Source organism: Pantoea sp. CCBC3-3-1, from assembly GCF_007981265.1.
GTDB lineage: Bacteria > Pseudomonadota > Gammaproteobacteria > Enterobacterales > Enterobacteriaceae > Erwinia.
Genome location: NZ_CP034363.1, coordinates 4,416,376 through 4,435,729 on the forward strand (window position 1 = coordinate 4,416,376; position 19,354 = coordinate 4,435,729).

22 protein-coding genes are annotated in these 19,354 nt (G+C 51.9%); 13 read left to right on the forward strand and 9 right to left on the reverse strand.

Annotated elements, in window-relative coordinates; translation table 11 throughout:
• Nucleotides 1-111 precede the first annotated feature (111 nt).
• Both ispB and EHV07_RS20645 read left to right on the forward strand, forming a co-directional pair.
• Complete coding sequence (gene ispB, locus EHV07_RS20640) at nt 112-1,083, forward strand: octaprenyl diphosphate synthase (RefSeq protein ID WP_147199999.1); 972 nt, start codon at nt 112-114, stop codon at nt 1,081-1,083.
• Between the two features lie 319 nt (nt 1,084-1,402).
• Nucleotides 1,403-1,663, forward strand: coding sequence for a helix-turn-helix domain-containing protein (locus EHV07_RS20645; protein ID WP_147200000.1), 261 nt, complete (start codon nt 1,403-1,405; stop codon nt 1,661-1,663).
• A gap of 124 nt (nt 1,664-1,787) precedes the next feature.
• Here the strand turns inward: EHV07_RS20645 and murA are convergent, their stop codons facing one another.
• From murA to mlaF, 7 genes are all read right to left on the reverse strand, one after another.
• On the reverse strand, nt 1,788-3,050 hold the full coding sequence (gene murA, locus EHV07_RS20650) for a UDP-N-acetylglucosamine 1-carboxyvinyltransferase (protein WP_147200001.1): 1,263 nt from the start codon (nt 3,048-3,050) through the stop codon (nt 1,788-1,790).
• Nucleotides 3,051-3,123: 73 nt separating this feature from the next.
• The gene (gene ibaG, locus EHV07_RS20655) at nt 3,124-3,378 is read right to left on the reverse strand and encodes a BolA family iron metabolism protein IbaG (RefSeq protein ID WP_147200002.1); all 255 of its coding nucleotides are present in this window, start codon (nt 3,376-3,378) and stop codon (nt 3,124-3,126) included.
• A gap of 125 nt (nt 3,379-3,503) precedes the next feature.
• Nucleotides 3,504-3,800: a lipid asymmetry maintenance protein MlaB gene (mlaB, locus tag EHV07_RS20660; protein WP_147200003.1), complete on the reverse strand. Its 297-nt coding sequence runs from the start codon at nt 3,798-3,800 to the stop codon at nt 3,504-3,506.
• A complete protein-coding gene (mlaC, locus tag EHV07_RS20665; protein ID WP_147200004.1) occupies nt 3,800-4,435 on the reverse strand; it encodes a phospholipid-binding protein MlaC in 636 nt (211 codons plus the stop codon). The genes mlaB and mlaC overlap by 1 nt, the downstream gene beginning before the upstream one ends.
• 18 nt (nt 4,436-4,453) lie before the next feature.
• Entirely contained in the window at nt 4,454-4,996 is a 543-nt protein-coding gene (gene mlaD / locus EHV07_RS20670) for an outer membrane lipid asymmetry maintenance protein MlaD (protein WP_147200005.1), read from the reverse strand.
• Between the two features lie 4 nt (nt 4,997-5,000).
• Nucleotides 5,001-5,783 carry a lipid asymmetry maintenance ABC transporter permease subunit MlaE gene (gene mlaE / locus EHV07_RS20675; RefSeq protein ID WP_147200006.1) on the reverse strand — a complete coding sequence of 261 codons (783 nt, stop codon included), beginning with the start codon at nt 5,781-5,783 and terminating at the stop codon, nt 5,001-5,003.
• Between the two features lie 7 nt (nt 5,784-5,790).
• Nucleotides 5,791-6,603, reverse strand: a complete 813-nt coding sequence (gene mlaF, locus EHV07_RS20680; RefSeq protein ID WP_147200007.1) for a phospholipid ABC transporter ATP-binding protein MlaF — start codon at nt 6,601-6,603, stop codon at nt 5,791-5,793.
• A 224-nt stretch (nt 6,604-6,827) separates the two neighbouring features.
• On the opposite strand from mlaF, the gene EHV07_RS20685 reads away from it, so the two are divergent.
• From EHV07_RS20685 to npr, 11 genes are all read left to right on the forward strand, one after another.
• Complete coding sequence (locus EHV07_RS20685; protein WP_147200008.1) at nt 6,828-7,808, forward strand: calcium/sodium antiporter; 981 nt, start codon at nt 6,828-6,830, stop codon at nt 7,806-7,808.
• Between the two features lie 14 nt (nt 7,809-7,822).
• On the forward strand, nt 7,823-8,806 hold the full coding sequence (gene kdsD, locus EHV07_RS20690; protein WP_147200009.1) for an arabinose-5-phosphate isomerase KdsD: 984 nt from the start codon (nt 7,823-7,825) through the stop codon (nt 8,804-8,806).
• A 14-nt stretch (nt 8,807-8,820) separates the two neighbouring features.
• Entirely contained in the window at nt 8,821-9,387 is a 567-nt protein-coding gene (kdsC, locus tag EHV07_RS20695; protein ID WP_147200010.1) for a 3-deoxy-manno-octulosonate-8-phosphatase KdsC, read from the forward strand.
• On the forward strand, nt 9,384-9,956 hold the full coding sequence (gene lptC, locus EHV07_RS20700; protein WP_147200011.1) for an LPS export ABC transporter periplasmic protein LptC: 573 nt from the start codon (nt 9,384-9,386) through the stop codon (nt 9,954-9,956). The genes kdsC and lptC overlap by 4 nt, the downstream gene beginning before the upstream one ends.
• Entirely contained in the window at nt 9,928-10,476 is a 549-nt protein-coding gene (gene lptA / locus EHV07_RS20705; RefSeq protein ID WP_147200012.1) for a lipopolysaccharide ABC transporter substrate-binding protein LptA, read from the forward strand. Before lptC ends, lptA begins: the two co-directional genes overlap by 29 nt.
• 5 nt (nt 10,477-10,481) lie before the next feature.
• Nucleotides 10,482-11,207 (forward strand): LPS export ABC transporter ATP-binding protein, encoded by a 726-nt coding sequence (gene lptB / locus EHV07_RS20710; protein WP_147200013.1) that lies wholly within the window; start codon nt 10,482-10,484, stop codon nt 11,205-11,207.
• A gap of 48 nt (nt 11,208-11,255) precedes the next feature.
• A complete protein-coding gene (rpoN, locus tag EHV07_RS20715) occupies nt 11,256-12,689 on the forward strand; it encodes an RNA polymerase factor sigma-54 (RefSeq protein WP_147200014.1) in 1,434 nt (477 codons plus the stop codon).
• A 22-nt stretch (nt 12,690-12,711) separates the two neighbouring features.
• The gene (gene hpf, locus EHV07_RS20720; RefSeq protein ID WP_034936715.1) at nt 12,712-12,999 is read left to right on the forward strand and encodes a ribosome hibernation promoting factor; all 288 of its coding nucleotides are present in this window, start codon (nt 12,712-12,714) and stop codon (nt 12,997-12,999) included.
• 212 nt (nt 13,000-13,211) lie between these two features.
• On the forward strand, nt 13,212-13,694 hold the full coding sequence (ptsN, locus tag EHV07_RS20725; RefSeq protein ID WP_174822395.1) for a PTS IIA-like nitrogen regulatory protein PtsN: 483 nt from the start codon (nt 13,212-13,214) through the stop codon (nt 13,692-13,694).
• 108 nt (nt 13,695-13,802) lie between these two features.
• Nucleotides 13,803-14,657, forward strand: a complete 855-nt coding sequence (gene rapZ, locus EHV07_RS20730) for an RNase adapter RapZ (RefSeq protein WP_147200016.1) — start codon at nt 13,803-13,805, stop codon at nt 14,655-14,657.
• A complete protein-coding gene (npr, locus tag EHV07_RS20735) occupies nt 14,654-14,926 on the forward strand; it encodes a PTS phosphocarrier protein NPr (RefSeq protein WP_147200017.1) in 273 nt (90 codons plus the stop codon). Before rapZ ends, npr begins: the two co-directional genes overlap by 4 nt.
• A 16-nt stretch (nt 14,927-14,942) precedes the next feature.
• Here the strand turns inward: npr and mtgA are convergent, their stop codons facing one another.
• Together mtgA and arcB are read right to left on the reverse strand one after the other, a co-directional pair.
• Nucleotides 14,943-15,554: a monofunctional biosynthetic peptidoglycan transglycosylase gene (mtgA, locus tag EHV07_RS20740; protein ID WP_371419705.1), complete on the reverse strand. Its 612-nt coding sequence runs from the start codon at nt 15,552-15,554 to the stop codon at nt 14,943-14,945.
• 983 nt (nt 15,555-16,537) lie between these two features.
• Complete coding sequence (gene arcB / locus EHV07_RS20745) at nt 16,538-18,877, reverse strand: aerobic respiration two-component sensor histidine kinase ArcB (protein ID WP_147200019.1); 2,340 nt, start codon at nt 18,875-18,877, stop codon at nt 16,538-16,540.
• Between the last annotated feature and the right edge of the window lie 477 nt (nt 18,878-19,354).

Sequence of the window (19,354 nt, forward strand, 5' to 3'; positions counted from 1 at the left end):
AAATGTTTCACAGTCGCAATTTTCAAGTACAATCTGTTATACATTACATGCCGCAGGCACGGGTAAAGACGCTTATCATAGCAGCATACTGAGCAATAGCTGAACAGACTGATGAACTTAGAACAGATAAACGAACTCACCGCGCAGGACATGGCGGACGTCAATGCAACAATACTCGAACAGCTGAATTCCGAGGTTTCCCTTATCAATCAGCTGGGATATTACATCATTAGCGGTGGTGGCAAACGGATCCGCCCCATGATCGCCGTTCTGGCAGCGCGCGCGGTGAATTATTCAGGAAAACAACACGTTACTGTCGCAGCGCTGATAGAATTTATTCACACTGCGACCCTGCTGCACGATGATGTGGTTGATGAATCTGATATGCGCCGCGGTAAAGCCACCGCCAATGCCGCCTTTGGTAACGCTGCCAGCGTGCTGGTCGGCGATTTTATCTATACGCGTGCGTTTCAGATGATGACCAGCCTTGGCTCGCTGCGCGTTCTGGCACTGATGTCGGAGGCCGTAAACGTCATTGCAGAAGGCGAAGTCCTACAGCTGATGAACTGTAATGACCCGGATATTACAGAAGAAAGCTACATGCGGGTGATTTACAGTAAAACAGCTCGCCTGTTTGAAGCTGCCGCTCAGTCTTCCGCAATTCTGGCCGATGCGTCGCCAGAACAGGAACGGGCGTTACAGGATTATGGCCGCTATATCGGCACAGCTTTCCAGCTTATCGACGATCTTTTGGATTACAGCGCCGATGGCAAAACGCTGGGCAAAAACGTGGGTGATGACCTGAGCGAAGGTAAGCCGACGCTGCCCTTGCTGCACGCCATGCGTAACGGAACAGCTGAACAAGCCGCGATGATTCGTGAGGCTATTGAGCAAGGCAATGGTCGCCATTTACTTGATCCAGTTCTGGAAACCATGCGCCAATGCGGCTCGCTCGAATGGACACGTGAATCAGCAGAACGCGAAGCTGACAAAGCGATTGCCAGCCTTGCAGTACTGCCTGAATCGCCCTGGCGCAGCGCGCTTGAAGCGCTGGCGCATATGTCCGTTCAGCGGGAATTCTAATCCAACCTGAAGCGCGGATTTCCGCGCTTTATCTCTCCCTGTGTTTCTCCTTCTCCGCGCTTTTTATTTCGCTTTTTTCTGCCTTTTTTCAAATGTAACGCATCACAGCATTGCGTAACTTTTGCGAATTACCGCACAACTTATAAATCCCATTAAGAAAGAATTGGAAAATTCTGGAATTTTATTGGTATATTTTACCGAGGGGAATAGTGGCTAACTCGTTATTTTTTTGAGAAACGGGTCAAGGCTCCACCGATAAACCCTGAGATGACTTCCAGAAAATTCTGGAAATTGTTATGTGTACATGGAGAAGACACACATGGTAGATAAGAAAAAAGACTGGCATAACGCGGATATTATTGCAGGCTTACGAAAAAGAGGTACAACGCTTGCCGGATTATCACGCGAGGCGGGACTAAGCTCCTCGACGCTGGCAAACGCGCTGTTCAGATCCTGGCCGAAAGGCGAGTGGCTGATTGCTGATGCATTAATGACTCATCCATCAGAAATCTGGCCCAGCCGCTATTACGATCCCGTGACCAACAAGCTGATCGATCGTAAAAAACTGATGCGATCATAAGCCCTTTCCGGGTATCCCTGCCTTTTGGGATAGAAAAATGCCCCGCCGGCTTAGCGCTGACGGGGCAGAGAAATGCTTTACCAGGGCGGCACGTAACCGTCCCTGTTATAAGCACTATGCGGCTTTATTCGCTGCCGCTGATACGCTCAATGCGCGCACCAAGCGCGATGAGCTTATCTTCAATGTGTTCGTAACCACGATCGATATGGTAAATGCGGTCAACGATCGTCGTCCCTTCCGCAATACAACCCGCCAGCACCAGGCTCGCGGATGCACGCAGATCGGTCGCCATTACCTGAGCACCGGAAAGTTTTTCTACGCCATGACAAATGGCCGTATTGCTCTCAATCTCGGCATGAGCGCCCATACGGATCAGCTCCGGCACGTGCATAAAGCGGTTTTCAAAGATAGTCTCGGTAATGACACCGGTTCCCTCTGCAACCAGGTTCAACAGGCTAAACTGTGCCTGCATATCGGTCGGGAAACCTGGATGTGGCGCGGTGCGGAAGTTAACCGCTTTTGGACGCTTACCCTGCATATCAAGGCTAATCCAGTCGTCACCCAACTCAATATCCGCCCCCGCTTCACGCAGCTTTGCCAGCACCGCATCCAGCGTATCCGGCTGCGTGTCACGGCAGATCACTTTGCCGCCGGAAATGGCCGCTGCAATCAGGAAGGTACCGGTCTCAATACGGTCAGGCAGCACGCGATAAACACCCCCGCCTAAACGCTCAACACCCTCGATGGTGATGCGATCGCTACCTGCGCCGGTGATTTTAGCGCCGAGCGTATTCAGGAAGTTAGCCGTATCAACAATTTCCGGCTCGCGCGCGGCATTTTCGATAACGGTTTTGCCGGTCGCCAGCGTGGCAGCACTCATGATAGTGACGGTCGCGCCTACGCTAACCTTGTCCATCACAATATGTGCGCCTTTCAGTCGGCCGTTAACAGAAGCTTTGACATAGCCCTCTTCCAGTTTGATTTCCGCACCCAGCTGCTCAAGGCCGGTAATGTGTAAATCAACCGGACGAGCGCCAATCGCACAGCCGCCGGGCAGAGAAACCTGCCCCTGGCCGAAACGCGCCACCAGTGGACCCAGCGCCCAGATAGAAGCGCGCATGGTTTTCACCAAATCGTATGGCGCACAGTAAATATTGACGTCGCTGGCATCCAAATGGACGGAACCGTTACGCTCTGCTTTTACACCAAGCTGGCTGAGCAGCTTCATGGTGGTATCGATGTCCTTTAGTTTCGGGACATTCTGGATCTCGACCGGATCGGATGCCAGCAGAGCAGCAAACAGGATTGGCAGCGCAGCGTTTTTAGCGCCGGAAATGGTTACTTCCCCGCTTAAACGGGTTGGGCCCTGCACACGAAATTTATCCATAGCACCAGTTCTCATTAATCAGACATACATTACTGCCTTTTCATCACGCACGGCGCGATGAGTTTGCAAGGCATTAAAAACCGTTTAGCTTACGGTCGCGCGCCCATTCTTCCGGGGTATACGTTTTGATAGATACCGCGTGGATACGGTTATCGGCGATATAAGCCATCAGCGGTGCATAGACCGTCTGCTGTTTTTTCACGCGGCTCAGCTCACCAAACATTTCGCCGACAGCAATCACCTGAAAGTGGCTGCCGTCACCGGTCACATGAACTTCCTGCAGAGGTAACGCGCTCATCAGCACGGATTGAATTTCACTAGTTTCCATGATGCTTCTAATATTCGTTGAGGATTAACAGGCACACATATTAGTGGAAAGTGACGCTATCTTAAACAAGCAAAAAGCCCCTGACGGAGCAGAGGCTTTTTTTAGATCGTCCGTGGGCAGATCGATCAGCTGCCGGAGACGATGATCTGTTGCAGATTATAAAGTGCGATAAGCGAGCGCAGCTTATCGGTGATGCCGGTAAACTGCGGCGCTTTACCCTGTGCCAGCACGATTTGTCGTAGATGAACCAGCAATGCCAGACCGGCGGAATCAACACGCTCCAGCGCGGAGACATCAATGGTATCAATCTGTTTCACGACCGTTTCGCGCTGCTGCCAGAGCGGCAGAAGCGTTTCCCGCTCCAGCTCTCCGGCAAGACGCAGTTGGTTCGCCTCTATGCGCCAGGTCAGTTGTTCGTTCATTACTGTTGCTTGTCCAGCGTGATTGGCTGATTTGCCGCACTTTGCAGTCGTTCGGTCAAGCCATCAATACCCTTTTGACGCAGAAGGCCAGCCCATTCATTTTGCTTGGTGCTGATCATGCTCACGCCTTCGGCAATCATGTCATACGCCTGCCAGTCGCCGGTGCGGCTGTTTTTACGCCACTGGAAATCCAGGCGTACCGGTGGACGGCCATTCGGATCGATAATCGAAACGCGGATAGCGATAATGCTGGCATCAGCATAAGGCTGTTCTGGCGCAATTTGATAGGTTTGCCCGTTGTAGAGCGCCAGCGCCTGACCATAGGCCTGAGCCAGGTAGTCGCCAAAAGCTTTGAAGTAAGCTTCACGCTGGGCAGGCGTTGCCTCTTTGTAGTAGCGTCCCAGCACTAAAGCGCCAGCGTATTTGATTTGCACATAAGGCAGTAACTCCTCACGCACGATTTGGCGCAGATAGTTGGGATCCTGCTTAATTTTAGGCTGCTCGCTTTTGAGGCGGGTAAAGGTTTTACCTGCAGCTTCATTCATTAGCTTATAAGGGTTCGTTTGATCTGCTGCTGCGTTGGCGGCTACCGGGGCAATAATCAGCATTGCCACCATCAGGAAACGTTTAAACATGAGCTGTCCTCTTCTGAATTATTCTTGAGCTGCCGGCGCGGGTTGCCCGTTTGCTTCCGGTGCCGCCGACGACGCGTTTTTATTGTCACTGCCATTGCCGCTCTTATACAAGAACTGGCCAATCAGGTCTTCCAGCACCATTGCCGATTTGGTGTCCTGAATGCTGCTGCCGTCTTTAAGCATAGCTGTTCCCATATCGGGATCGTCAAATCCGACGTTCAGCGCCAGGTATTGTTCACCCAATAAGCCTGACGTTCTTACCGCCAGCGAGCTGGTATCCGGCAACTGCGAATATTTATCTTCAATGTCCATCGATACGCGCGGCGAATAGCTTTTGTCATCAAGTTCAATATCCGTGACGCGGCCAATCACCACGCCGCCAATTTTCACTGGCGAACCCGTTTTCAGACCGCCGATATTGTCGAAGGTGGCATACAACCGCCAGGTCGGCTCGCTACCGAGCGACTTAAGATCGGCGACCCGCAGGCACAAAAACAGGGCCGCTGCGAGGGCCAACAGTAAAAATGCGCCTACCCAAATTTCGCTTTTTTTCGTTTGCATTGAATCAGTTCCCAAACATCAGTGCTGTCAGCACAAAATCTAAACCGAGTACCGCCAGAGAAGCATGTACCACAGTGCGCGTTGTTGCCCGGCTAATCCCTTCAGAAGTGGGAATAGCGTCATAACCGTTGAACAGCGCAATCCACGTCACGGTGAAGGCAAAAACAGCGCTTTTAATTACGCAGTTAACAATATCGGTGCGCACGTCAACGGCATTCTGCATTGCTGACCAGAAAAATCCGCTGTCGATGCCTTTCCAGCTCACACCGACAATCGCGCCGCCCATAATGCCAACGGCGACGAATATCAGCGTCAGTAATGGCATGCTGATAAAACCCGCCCAAAAGCGTGGCGAAATAATCCGCCGCAGCGGATCGACAGCCATCATCTCCATGCTGGAAAGCTGCTCGGTAGCTTTCATCAGGCCAATTTCGGCAGTGAGTGCCGAGCCAGCGCGTCCCGCAAACAGCAGCGCGGTTACCACAGGCCCCAGCTCGCGCAGTAGCGATAGGGCCACCAGCATACCGAGACTGCTGTCTGCGCCGTAAGTATTCAGTACCAGATAGCCTTGCAGCCCCAGCACCATTCCAATAAACAAACCGGAGACGACAATAATCAGCAATGACAGTACGCCGATACTGTAGAGCTGTTTAATCACCAACGGCGCGTGTTTGCGAAAACGAGGTATGCCAATCAGCGCGTGAAAGAGCATCAGCCCGGCACGGCCAAATGAGGCACAGGTATTAATTCCCTGACGCCCGACGGACGCCAGTGCACGTAAAAACATCAGTTGGTTAACTCCCTGAGCCAGTTAAGTCCTGCAGATAATCCCCTGCCGGAAAACGAAACGGTACCGGACCGTCGGCGATGCCATCAATAAACTGACGTACACGCGCATCTTCGTTTTCGCGGAGTGCGGTTGCCGTTCCCTGAGCGATGACTTTCTGCCCCGCAATAATATAGGCGTAATCGGCAATACTCAGCACTTCCGGCACGTCGTGTGAGACCACGATGCAGGTCATGCCCAGCGAGTGATTCAGCTCGTCGATCAGCTTAACCAGGACGCCCATAGTAATAGGATCCTGCCCGACGAAAGGTTCGTCGAACATAATCAAATCGGGTTCTAATGCTATCGCTCTTGCCAGCGCAGCACGTCGTGCCATACCGCCAGACAACTCCGAAGGCTTCAGCTGTGCCGCTCCCCGCAATCCTACGGCTTCCAGCTTCATCATGACCGTGCTGTGTAGCAGTTGCGGTGGCAAATGAGTATGTTCCCGCAGGGGCCACGCGACGTTGTCAAAGACCGTCAGATCCGTAAACAATGCGCCGGACTGAAACAGCATGCTCATTTTTTTACGCGTTTCGTACAGTCGGGAGCGCGAAAGCGCGGGAATATTTTCGCCGTTAAACCAGATTTCACCCGCATCAGGTCGAAGCTGGCCGCCAATCAGGCGCAGCAATGTGGTTTTCCCGATGCCTGAAGGGCCCATAATGGCGGTGACCTTCCCTTTGGGCACCGTAAGCGAGATGTTATCGAAAACCGGTCGATCCCCACGGGCGAAACTGACGCCACGGACATCTACCAAATTCGTCTCCGTCTGGCTCATAGCTACCTCTTATCCTCATTTTCAGGCATATAATCTCCCCCGATGGTATCGTATTACCGCCTGGACTGGACACTTTTACAGAAACTTACTTCCGGAACGTAGCTAAAGTTGGCATAAGTTTTACTTTTTGCTTCCAGACCGTCAAAATCAACGCATTAACTTTAGCCCCTGACTCTCCGTCGTGCAGGGCAAGCCGACGATTATACCCGATCAAAGGACACTTCATGCTCGTAGCTACCGCACTCTTTATTATCGGCCTGGTCCTGCTGGTATATGGTGCAGATCGTCTGGTGTTCAGCGCGGCGATTCTTTGCCGCGCTTTAGGGATTCCACCGCTGATTATTGGCATGACCGTCGTCGGTATTGGCACTTCGTTACCCGAACTCATCGTCTCTTTTTCTGCCGCAACGCATGGTCAGATGGATATCGCCGTGGGTACCGCGCTTGGCTCGAACATTACCAATATTTTGTTGATTCTCGGCGGCGCCGCGCTGCTACACCCGCTGACCGTCCATTCCCGCCTGATCCGACGTGAACTGCCACTGATGTTACTCGTGAGTTTATTATGCGGGGTCGTGCTTTTTGATAATATCCTGAGCCGCAATGATGGCCTGGTGCTGATAGCACTTGCGGCAGCCTATTTAATTTTCATTATCAAAATTGCCCGCAAAGCTGAGCGAGACAATAATGATTCGCTAACGCGCGAACAGCTGGCCGAACTGCCTCGCGACGATGCGGGCAACACGGTCGCCTTTTTATGGCTGGCGGTTGCCCTGATCATCCTGCCGATGTCTACAAGTATGGTCATCGATAATGCGACAGTGATTGCCGACTACTTTGGCATTAGCGAACTGGTGATAGGACTGACGGTAATCTCTGTAGGCACCAGCCTGCCGGAGCTGGCGACGCTGATTGCCGGTGCGCTAAAAGGCGAAGACGATATCGCTATCGGCAATTTGATCGGCTCTAACATCTACAATATTGCCATCGTGCTTGGCGTGCCTGCGCTGGTTCATCCGGGCAGTATTGATCTGCATGCTTTCGCCCGGGACTACTGGGTGATGTTGAGCGTTAGCGCTCTGTTTACCCTAATTTGTCTACAGCGCAGCCGCTGTATTGGAAGAGCGGCGGGCGCCCTGCTGCTGAGCGGCTTTGTTGCCTGGGTGGCCGTGCTGTACTGGCTCCCTTCGGCTACCCTCTGGTAAAAGGATTAGAACTTATGGCACCTTTTCTCAACCCCGATTTCGACTTTCAGCAGGCGGGCAGAGACGTCCTGAATATTGAACGCCAGGGCCTGGAACAGCTGGATCAGTACATCAACGAAGACTTCAGCGAAGCCTGCAAGCGCATTTACGGCTGCCTGGGTAAAGTGGTGGTGATGGGCATTGGCAAATCGGGTCATGTCGGCAAAAAAATGGCCGCCACGTTTGCCAGCACCGGTACGCCAGCTTTCTTTGTGCATCCAGCCGAAGCCAGCCACGGCGATCTCGGCATGGTCAGCGCAGGCGATATTGTGATTGCTATCTCCAACTCCGGCGAATCCTCAGAAATTCTGGCGCTTATCCCCGTGCTAAAACGCCTGCACGTCTTTTTAATTTGCATGACCAGCCGACCTGAAAGCGCAATGGGTCGTGCGGCTGATATTCATCTGTGTGTTAAAGTACCGCAGGAAGCGTGTCCGCTGGGTCTTGCGCCAACCTCCAGCACGACGGCAACGCTGGTGATGGGGGATGCGCTGGCGGTCGCCTTATTAAAAGCGCGCGGCTTCACGGCTGAGGATTTCGCGCTTTCGCATCCTGGCGGCACGCTGGGTCGTAAACTTCTGCTGACGGTCAATGATATTATGCACAGCGGTGATGAAATCCCTCACGTTAGCCGTGATGCGTCATTGCGCGACGCGCTGCTAGAAATCACGCGTAAAAATATGGGCATGACGGTAATTTGTAACGATCTGATGAAGATCGAAGGGATTTTCACCGATGGTGACCTGCGCCGCGTGTTTGATATGGGCATTGATATTCAGCACGCCAGTATCGCCAGCGTTATGACGACCGGTGGCATTCGGGTCCGCCCAAATACGCTGGCGGTCGATGCCCTTAATTTGATGCAAAGCCGTAACATTACCGTTGTCATGGTCGCCGATGGCGATCATCTGCTCGGCGTGGTGCACATGCACGACATGCTGCGCGCCGGTGTGGTTTAACAAGGAATAAGAGAATGAGCACTGCCGCAGGCTGGGTAAATACCTGTTATGGCGAAGTGAGCCAGGATGTGATGGCGCGCGCGCGCGAAGTCAAACTGCTGATTTGTGATGTTGATGGCGTCATGTCAGACGGCGTGATTTATCAGGGCAACAACGGCGAAGAGCTGAAAGCATTTAACGTACGGGACGGCTACGGCATTCGTTGCCTGCTGACCTCCGGCGTGGAAGTCGCTATCATCACCGGTCGCAAAGCTAAATTGCTTGAAGATCGCTGTACCACGCTGGGAATTACGCATCTTTACCAGGGACAGTCCGATAAGATTTTGGCCTTCCGCGAACTTCTGGATAAACTGTCGCTTCGAGCAGATGAGGTTGCCTATATTGGCGATGACCTGATCGACTGGCCGGTGATGGCTGAAGTTGGCCTGAGCGTGACCGTCGCGGATGCGCACCCGGTTTTAATTCCTCGCGCTGACTACGTTACCCGTATTGCAGGTGGGCGTGGCGCGGTTCGTGAAATTTGTGACCTGATTTTGATTGCACAGGATAAGTTTGATGAGGCCAAAGGGCAGTCTGTATGAGTAAAGCAAGGCGTTGGATCACACTGTTACTGGCGCTGGTGGCTATCGTGCTAATTGGCTGGAATCTTGCCGACACCGATGAGACGGCTCCCGTTGCCGGGAACGATCAGGAACCCACTTATACCAGCCAGACGTCAAACACGGTGGTATATAACCCGCAGGGTGGCCTGAGCTACAAGCTGGTCTCCGACAAGGTGACCTACTTCTCAACCGATGCGGTCAGCTGGTTCGATAACCCGATAATGACCACTTATGATGAGAGTAAAACCCCTACCTGGTCGGTGCGGGCGGATAAAGCCAAACTCACGAACGACCGTATGCTGTATCTGTATGGTCACGTTGAAGTTAATAGCCTGACGCAGGATGCGCAGCTTCAGCGGATCAAAACGGATAACGCCGTGGTTAATCTCATCACGCAGGATGTCACCTCCGAAGATCAGGTGACGCTTTACGGTAGCAGTTTTAACTCTACCGGTATGAAAATGCGTGGCAATTTACGCAACAAAACTGCCGAGTTGATTGAAAAGGTCAAAACCTCCTATGAAATTCAGAATGCGAAACAACCTTAAGTTTTTGACGCTCGGCCTGCTGCTGGCTGCCAGCCTGCCCGCTTTTGCGCTTACCGGCGACTCGGATAAACCGGTCAATGTCGATTCGGAAAATCAGGCGCTGGACATGCAGGGTAACGTAGCCACTTTCACCGGCAACGTGATTGTAACTCAGGGCACGATCAAAATTACCGCCGATAAAGTGGTGGTCACTCGCCCTGGCGGCGACAGCAATAAAACCATTGTGGATGCCTGGGGCAAACCCGCTACCTTTTATCAGATGCAGGACAGCGGTAAACCCGTGCAGGGCCATGCCCAAAAAATGCACTATGAGCTGGCGAAAGATTTCGTTGAGCTGACCGGTAACGCCTATCTGGAACAGCTGGACAGCAATGTAAAAGGCGATCGCATTACCTATCTGGTCAAAGAACAGAAAATGCAGGCCTACGGCAATACCGGCAAACGTGTGACGACCGTATTGGTGCCTTCGCAGTTGCAGGATAAAGGCACCCAGTCCACCGGACAGAAAAAGAGTAACTAAACGCTATGGCGACTTTAATTGCGCAAAACCTGGCGAAGGCCTACAAAGGCCGACGCGTTGTCGAAGATGTGAGTCTGGAAGTTAAATCCGGCGAGATTGTGGGTCTGCTTGGCCCTAACGGTGCAGGTAAAACCACCACGTTTTATATGGTGGTTGGGATTGTACCGCGTGATGCGGGCCGTATCGTTATTGACGATGAGGACATCAGCATTCTGCCGCTCCACGCCCGCGCACGCCGCGGTATTGGCTATTTACCCCAGGAAGCGTCAATTTTCCGTCGCCTGAGCGTTTACGATAACCTGATGGCGGTGCTGCAAATTCGTGAGGATTTGTCGGCAGAACAGCGCGACGATCGAGCCAAAGAGCTGATGGATGAATTCCATATTACGCATTTGCGTGACAGCATGGGCCAGGCGCTTTCCGGCGGCGAACGACGCCGTGTTGAGATTGCCCGTGCGCTGGCCGCTAATCCTAAATTCATCCTGCTGGATGAACCCTTCGCCGGTGTCGACCCGATTTCCGTTATTGATATCAAAAAAATTATCGAACACCTGCGCGATAGCGGCCTGGGCGTGCTAATTACCGACCATAACGTTCGCGAGACGCTGGCTGTCTGCGAGCGGGCTTATATTGTCAGCCAGGGCCATTTAATCGCCCACGGCTCGCCGGAAGAAGTCCTGGCGGATGAACAAGTTAAGCGAGTCTATTTGGGCGAAGAGTTCAGACTCTGATAAGGTGGTCGGACCGGGTTAGATTTTTGAGGAATTAGTATCCTGAATATGAAGCAAGGTTTGCAGCTCAGGCTTAGCCAACAGCTTGCCATGACGCCACAACTGCAGCAGGCGATTCGTCTGCTGCAACTCTCTACGCTTGAACTCCAGCAGGAAATTCAGCTGGCGCTGGAAAGCAATCCCTTGCTTGAGCAAACCGACATTCATGAGGAAGTGGACAGCCGCGAATATCAGGAAAAAGAAGCGCTTGATACCCGCGAAGCCTTAGAACAGAAGGACATGCCGGAAGAGCTACCGCTAGATGCGACCTGGGATGAAATCTACACCGCCGGCACGCCATCCGGCACGGGTACCGACTATCACGATGATGAACTGCCTGTTTACCAGGGTGAAACAACGCAGACATTACAAGACTATCTGATGTGGCAGGTGGAGCTGACGCCGTTTACCGATACCGACAGGGCGATTGCTACAGCGATTGTCGATGCGGTGGATCCCACAGGCTATCTGACCGTCTCGCTTGAGGAAATCCAGGACAGTATCGGCAACGATGAACTTGCGGCTGACGAAGTTGAAGCGGTATTAAAGCGCGTGCAGCGTTTCGATCCGGTTGGCGTTTGCGCTCGCGATCTGCGGGATTGCCTGCTGGTACAGCTGTCGCAATTCATTCCTGAAACCCCTTTCATCAAAGAAGCACGTTTAATCGTTAGCGAGCATTTAGATTTGCTGGCAAATCACGACTTTCGCAGCCTGATGCGGGTCACTCGCCTGAAGGAAGACGTGCTGAAAAACGCGATGCAGCTGATTCAGTCGCTCGATCCCAGACCCGGCCAGTCCATTAATACCAGCGAGCCTGAATATGTTATTCCTGATGTGCTGGTACGAAAAATCGGCACTCGCTGGACGGTAGACCTGAACGCGGACAGCGTGCCGCGTCTGAAAATCAATCAGCACTATGCTTCGCTGGGCGGTTCGACACGTAACGACAGCGATAATCAGTTTATTCGCAGCAATCTGCAGGAAGCCAGATGGCTGATTAAAAGCCTCGAAAGCCGTAACGATACCCTGTTGAAAGTAACGCGTTGTATCGTTGAACAGCAGGAGGCTTTTTTTGAACAGGGCGAAGAATTTATGCGTCCCATGGTGCTGGCCGATATTGCCGCCGCTGTGGATATGCATGAGTCAACGATCTCGCGCGTTACCACGCAAAAGTATCTGCACAGCCCGCGCGGCATTTTTGAACTGAAGTATTTTTTCTCCAGTCATGTTAATACTGAAGGCGGCGGCGAAGCTTCCTCCACAGCAATTCGGGCACTGGTGAAAAAATTAATCTCGGCGGAGAATCCCGCCAAGCCTCTTAGTGACAGCAAGCTGACTACCCTTCTTTCCGATCAGGGAATTATGGTAGCCCGCCGCACTGTAGCGAAGTACCGAGAGTCTTTATCCATCCCGCCCTCAAATCAGCGTAAACAGCTGGTCTGAACGAACAGATAAGGAAGAGCGTATGCAACTCAATATCACTGGACAGAACGTTGAAATCACTGAGCCGTTACGTGAGTTTGTCACGGCGAAATTTGCCAAACTGGAACAGTATTTCGACCGGATAAATCAGGTTTATATTGTTCTTAAGGTTGAGAAGGTCACGCAGATAGCCGATGCAACGTTACATGTAAACGGCGGTGAGTTGCATGCCACCTCGGAAGAGAAAGATATGTACGCGGCGATTGATGGCTTGATTGACAAGCTAACGCGCCAACTTAATAAACATAAAGACAAGTTGAAGCAACACTAAATTTCACCCAAGCATTGATTATTTTTTCGCCACCCTTATCTGATAAGAACGTGACGTAAGATGTACCGGCTCGTACTCTGTTCTGGAGTCCGGGCCGTTAATCAATAAGGCATGTTGCATTTGACCGATGGCCTGACATATCTGTACGCTTTGCGGCGTCAGATGCGTCAGGCCGTTTTGCCAGGCGAAGTGAATACGTAAGTGAAACTATGATGAACAATGATCACACACTGGAACTGAGCTCGGTACTGAGCGTCTCCTGCACCCGCAGCGGCGTACACTGCCAGAGTAAAAAGCGGGCGCTGGAAATTATTAGCGAGCTGGCAGCCAAACAGCTTAACCTTCCGCACCAGACTATCTTTGAAGCGATCCTGACGCGCGAGCGGATGGGCAGCACCGGTATTGGCAACGGCATTGCTATTCCGCACGGTAAGCTGGTGGAAGACACGCTGCGCGCCGTGGGCGTATTTATTCGCCTTGAGCAGCCGATTGCTTTCGATGCGATCGATAATCAGCCCGTAGACTTACTGTTTGCGCTGTTGGTCCCTGCCGATCAGTGTAAAACGCATCTGCATACTCTTTCTCTGGTCGCAAAGCGTCTTGCCGATAAAACCGTTTGTCGCCGTCTGCGTGCGGCTCAGAGCGATGAAGAACTCTTTGAGATCATGGCGGAAGCCTCTGAGGGAAATCACTGATTTTCCCACAGCCCTGGATTGCAGGGAAAAAGAGTGAAGTTTGACAGGGACGCCCTCCCTCTCGTCGACGAAGTCCCATTTGATCAGGCAAAATCAGGAGAATGAGTCATGGTGCTGATGATCGTCAGCGGTCGTTCCGGTTCCGGTAAGTCCGTAGCCCTGCGGGCGCTGGAAGACATGGGCTTTTACTGCGTGGATAACCTGCCCGTAGTCTTGCTGCCGGAACTGGCTAACTCGCTGGCTGACCGTAATATGTCGGCAGCGGTAAGCATTGACGTGCGCAATATGCCTGAGTCACCAGAAGTTTTTGAAAAAGCGCTGACCAGCCTGCCCGAAAGCTTTTCACCGCAGCTGCTATTCCTTGATGCCGATCGTAATACGCTGATCCGTCGTTACAGCGATACGCGCCGCTTACATCCTCTTTCCAGCAAGAACCTTTCGCTGGAGAGCGCTATCGACGAAGAAAGCGATTTGCTGGAACCGTTGCGCTCCCGGGCTGATTTGATCGTGGATACCTCGGAGATGTCGGTACATGAGCTGGCCGAAATGCTGCGCACACGCCTGCTGGGTAAGCGTGAGCGTGAACTGACCATGGTGTTCGAATCGTTCGGTTTTAAGCACGGTATCCCGATTGATGCTGACTACGTTTTTGATGTTCGCTTCCTGCCGAACCCGCACTGGGATCCGAAACTGCGCCCGATGACGGGTCTTGACCGCCCGGTTGCGGCCTTTCTCGATCGTCATACTGAAGTGCATAATTTTATCTACCAGACGCGCAGCTATCTTGAGCTTTGGCTGCCGATGCTGGAAACCAATAACCGCAGCTATCTTACCGTCGCGATTGGCTGTACAGGCGGTAAGCACCGCTCAGTTTATATAGCCGAGCAGCTCGCCGACTATTTCCGCTCACGTGGGAAAAACGTCCAGTCCCGTCACCGTACTCTGGAAAAGCGCAAATCATGACAGTCAGGCAAAACGTTGAAATCAAGAACAAGCTGGGCATGCACGCCCGCCCGGCCATGAAACTTTTTGAGTTGGTTCAGAGTTTTGACGCAGAAGTCCTCCTGCGTAATGAAGTCGGCACCGAGGCTGAGGCCAGCAGCGTTATCGCGCTGTTGATGCTGGACTCAGCCAAGGGCGGTCACATAGAAATCGAGGCCACTGGCCCGCAGGAAAAAGAAGCGCTGGCAGCGGTGATCGAGCTGTTTAACGCCGGTTTCGACGAAGAATAGCGGCTAATTCAGGGTTTCAGCGCAGCTTATTGCGCTGTAAAAAGCTCTCGCCGCCTAACTGCCGCATCTGCCGTAAAATCCACTGTTGCCGCTGACGAACGTAGGCAGAAGGCGCATCGGCGCGAAAGCGAATGGGATTTGGCAGCACTGCGGCCAGCAAGGCCGCTTCCGACATTGTCAGACGGCTGGCTGGCTTATGAAAATAACGCCGGGAAGCTTCCTCTACGCCAAAAACGCCGTGGCCGAACTCCGCGACGTTCAGATACACCGTCAGGATACGCCGCTTTGTCCAGACGGTTTCAATACCTACCGTTAGCCCCGCTTCCAGCCCTTTACGCACCCAGCTTCGTCCGTCCCATAAAAATACATTCTTGGCCGTCTGTTGCGACAACGTTGATGCCCCACGCAAGTGGCCATCCTCATTATCCAGTACAGACTGAATTGCCTGAACGTCGAATCCCCAGTGCGTGGGGAACTTCTGATCTTCAGAAGCGATGACCGCCAGCGGCATCCAGGAAGAAATGTCATCCATTCCTACCCAGTCAGAGTGAGCGACATAATCAAAATCACCGCTAAACCAAGCACCGAACTGGCGCTCAATCATTACCGCAGAGAATGGAACAGGCATAAAAGAGAAAAGAACGATCCCTGCGATCCAAAGTCCGATAAGGCCTGATAAACCGGCAACGAGGCCGATCCTGATTTGTTGTAACCGCGTTCTCTTACGCTGACTCATAAAAATTTATCCATGACTATCTTATCAATTCCGCAGACCGTGATTGACGTTTACTCTTCCAGGCGCGGAGATAAACGCGTTCCAGCCCTTCGCTTTGGAAACGTTTGCATTGCATCATTAAGAACCCGGGCTTACAAATGCTTCATTTGCTTCAATCACTTCCGCGCTTCAGGAATCGGTTCCATTACCAAAACGAACCTTAAAATGTAACCGGTTAGTCTATACCCCAGGCACGACTGGCCCTTATAAATAGATTCACAACACTTATAAATACCGTAAGTTAGCTTTTATTAATTCGATCTCAAAGACGGCTTTAACGCGTAAAGTTATCAAAATAGAGCTTTCCAAATAGCTCCGGAATGCGCCCTGAATTAATAGCGAGAGGCTTAGCAATACCTTAAATTAATTGCTCAATCCTTTCATTTGTTTCGCTTATCGGACCACTTTGTGCCGTTTCGACCGGGAGACCCCCATCTCACAAAAATAATATGTTTTACAGAGAGTTAATAATTAGCAATTTCATGAGAAATTCTTTTAGCATTACTGCTAGCGCTTAATGGAACCGGTTACGGTGAGACGTCAATCTAAACCAGACAAAAAGTGGCACAATAGTACATATTTTGAGCAATAACACCGATAAATTCATTCCGTGCTTGACTGTATCACCAAATTAATGTTTTCTGTTTGGAAACGCCGCTCTACTTCACACATTTTAATGAATCTTGTAACATGTGAAGTAGGATTTGCTAAGGTAGTTCCTGAGCGTTTTACCCAATACCGCGCCTGTGCTTTTAAACTCTTAATCTAAGAACAGCACAGGTAACCACTTTCCCTGGTGTTGGCGCAGTATTCGCGCACCCCGGCTTCGGTCGGGGTCATTTTTTTCCCGCTACCGCAACCCATTCCCGCAGTACAGCAACATCGTTTCGCCACTCCTGCTTTAGCTCATCGATCCATTCCTGCACGTTGTCCCACCATGCCGGCAGTTCCGGACTTTGAATCTGTTTTGCCAGCTGCTGTAAATGAACCAGCCCAACCGATCCCGCTGCACCTTTGATTTTATGGCCTTCTTCCGCAATCCCTTTCTGATCGCGCGCGGTCATATTGAGATCCAATACTTCCAGGTAACCTGGCATCATTTGTTCAAACATTTCCAGACTCTGCACAATCAGCTGCGGACCCACCAGTTCAATGTATTGCTCCAGCATGGCGACATCCAGTAAACCTAATTTCTTCTCGTCCACTTTTCCCTCCTGAGGGTGTTGCGCATCCTGCTGTTGAAAATCCCAATATTTTTTAATGGTCGCTGTCAGTGCCGGTACGGACAGGGGCTTACTTAAGACGTCGTCCATGCCCGCATCCAGATACTCTTTCTTGTCCTTGAGCACGTTCGCCGTGAGTGCGACCAGCGGCGGTAAAGAACGATTCGCATAGCGACGGTGAATTTCACGGGCAACGTCCAGCCCGGTCATATCGGGTAACTGAATATCCAGTAAAACCAGATCGAATTCGTCAGGGTCAAACAGCGCCAGCGCCTCTTCACCCGTCATGGCAACCTCAACGCTGTTGCCGAGCTTCTCCAGAACGGAACGTGCGACCACCACGTTGAGCTCGATATCTTCCACCAGCATCACGTGCAGTGCAGGCAGCGGCATATCGTCTGCCGGTTGTTCGTCTTCCTGCAATTCCCCGACGCGTGGCGCGTTGATTGTCAAAGTGAAGCAGGACCCCTTACCCGGCGAGCTGCGTACGCTGATATCACCGCCCATACTTTGCGCCAGACGACGAGAGACGGCCAGCCCAATGCCTGTTCCGGTCGCGGGTTTGCCGCCGTGCTGGTCTTTCACCTGATAATACATGGCAAAGATTTTATCCTGCTCGTCCTGGGGAATGCCCATCCCTGAGTCTTCCACCTCAAACCGCAGGCAGTCTTCGCTCTGATAATTGACCCGCACGATAATGTTGCCCTGCTGAGTAAATTTCACCGCGTTGCCAATCAGGTTCCACAGGATTTGCCGCAGGCGAGTGCCGTCAGTGATGATTTTATGCGGCAGTGGCAGCTGCGGTTCGAGGACAAATCTGAGTCCTTTAGGCTGTACCAGCAGGCCGGAAAGGTTCTCCAGATCGGCCAGGAAGCCCGTGAAATCAATCGGTTGATTATCTAACTGCACTTTGCGGCGTTCGATTTTATCCATCTCAATCACGTCATTAAAAATATTGCCGAGCGTGATGGCGGAGACATGAATAGTTTTCAGGTATTTTTGCTGTTCCTGATTGAGTTCGGTGTCCAGCAATATGCGGCTCAAACCGACGATGCCATTAAGCGGCGTACGAAGCTCGTGACTGATCGTAGAGATAAAAGTGGTCTTCTCCCTGCTGGCGTTCTCTAAAGCGTCCTGATAGCGCTTACGCTCGGTTATATCGCGCCCGAAGCCCATCAGCCCACTGCGTTTGCCAACACGGTCGTAATACGGCACTTTACGGATCTCAAAGCAGGCTTTACGTCCGTCAGGATATTGCAGCCATTGCTCATAGGTGAGAGAGACGTTGTGGCGGAAGACTTTTTCGTCAGTTTCCAGCACCTTAGTAGCGGCATCTTTATCGTAGACATCGTGCGGGGTCAGGCCAATCAACTGACGCTCGCTTTTACCAATCAGCAGCTCCATCGCGCGATTGCAGCCGGAAAACTGTTGGTCAATATTGCGATAGAAAACCAGGTCTGGCGACGCATCAAGGAACGAACGCAGGAAAGAAGATTGCTGCTCCAGCTCTATCTGCGCCTGTTCGCGCCTGGCCATCTCCTCGGTGAGCTTATCCATCACCTGTAAACGCGCTTTTTCCGCTTTGATACGGTCAGCGATCTCCTGGTTCAGTTGGGTGATGTTCTCTTTCATCTGCTGGTTAAGTTCCAGATCGCGATGGCGCATCTCTTCCAGCTTGTCCACCAGCCTTGAAAGGCGCTGTCGGGACTCCTCAAGCTGTTCGACCACCACCGAGAGGAAATAAACCGCCCAGGGCGTGATCAGCAGGCCGAAAAAGACCGAGCGCACCATGTCGATGCTTTCGACATGCCCGCGTAACACCATGGTGACAGCCATCTGGACGATCATCGCCAGCACCACCAGCGCCGAGGCCAGCAGCAGGGAGAAGCGTACCAGACCGAGTTTTACCATCAGGTCGACGTAATACTGGGCTAACAGACGAATTTGTTTCATAAAAGATTCCTTCAGACCGGTATCGCCAATCATACCGTAAAAGCCTAAAAGGCCAACTTTGCTGGCATCGGGACTGGCTGCACCGGTTCGGTGCAGCACCGAATGACATTGACTGATTACGCACTCAGCCGACGCAATATCAGAGGCCAGCAAAAACCGACTTTCAGCACAAACGGAATACACATTCCCCGAGACAATTCGCCTTTTTAAGGCTAAGGCTAAGCGTTTCCGGCAGGGCATAAACAGAACGGCATTGATCAGAGGCAAAGCTTGATATAGTACGAATACAACACAGGAAAAGCGGCATTCCAGCTGGCCTTGCAAAGCAAAAGTTGCTATCTCATTCACTGCTTTTGACGCTTAAAACATTTCGTGGCTACGTTGTAAAAAGCCCCCCGTTAACTCATTCCATTAATTGCATAATCTGTGCCGTAGTTTTCATAACAAATTGCATTTCTACCTAATGCATTTCATAGC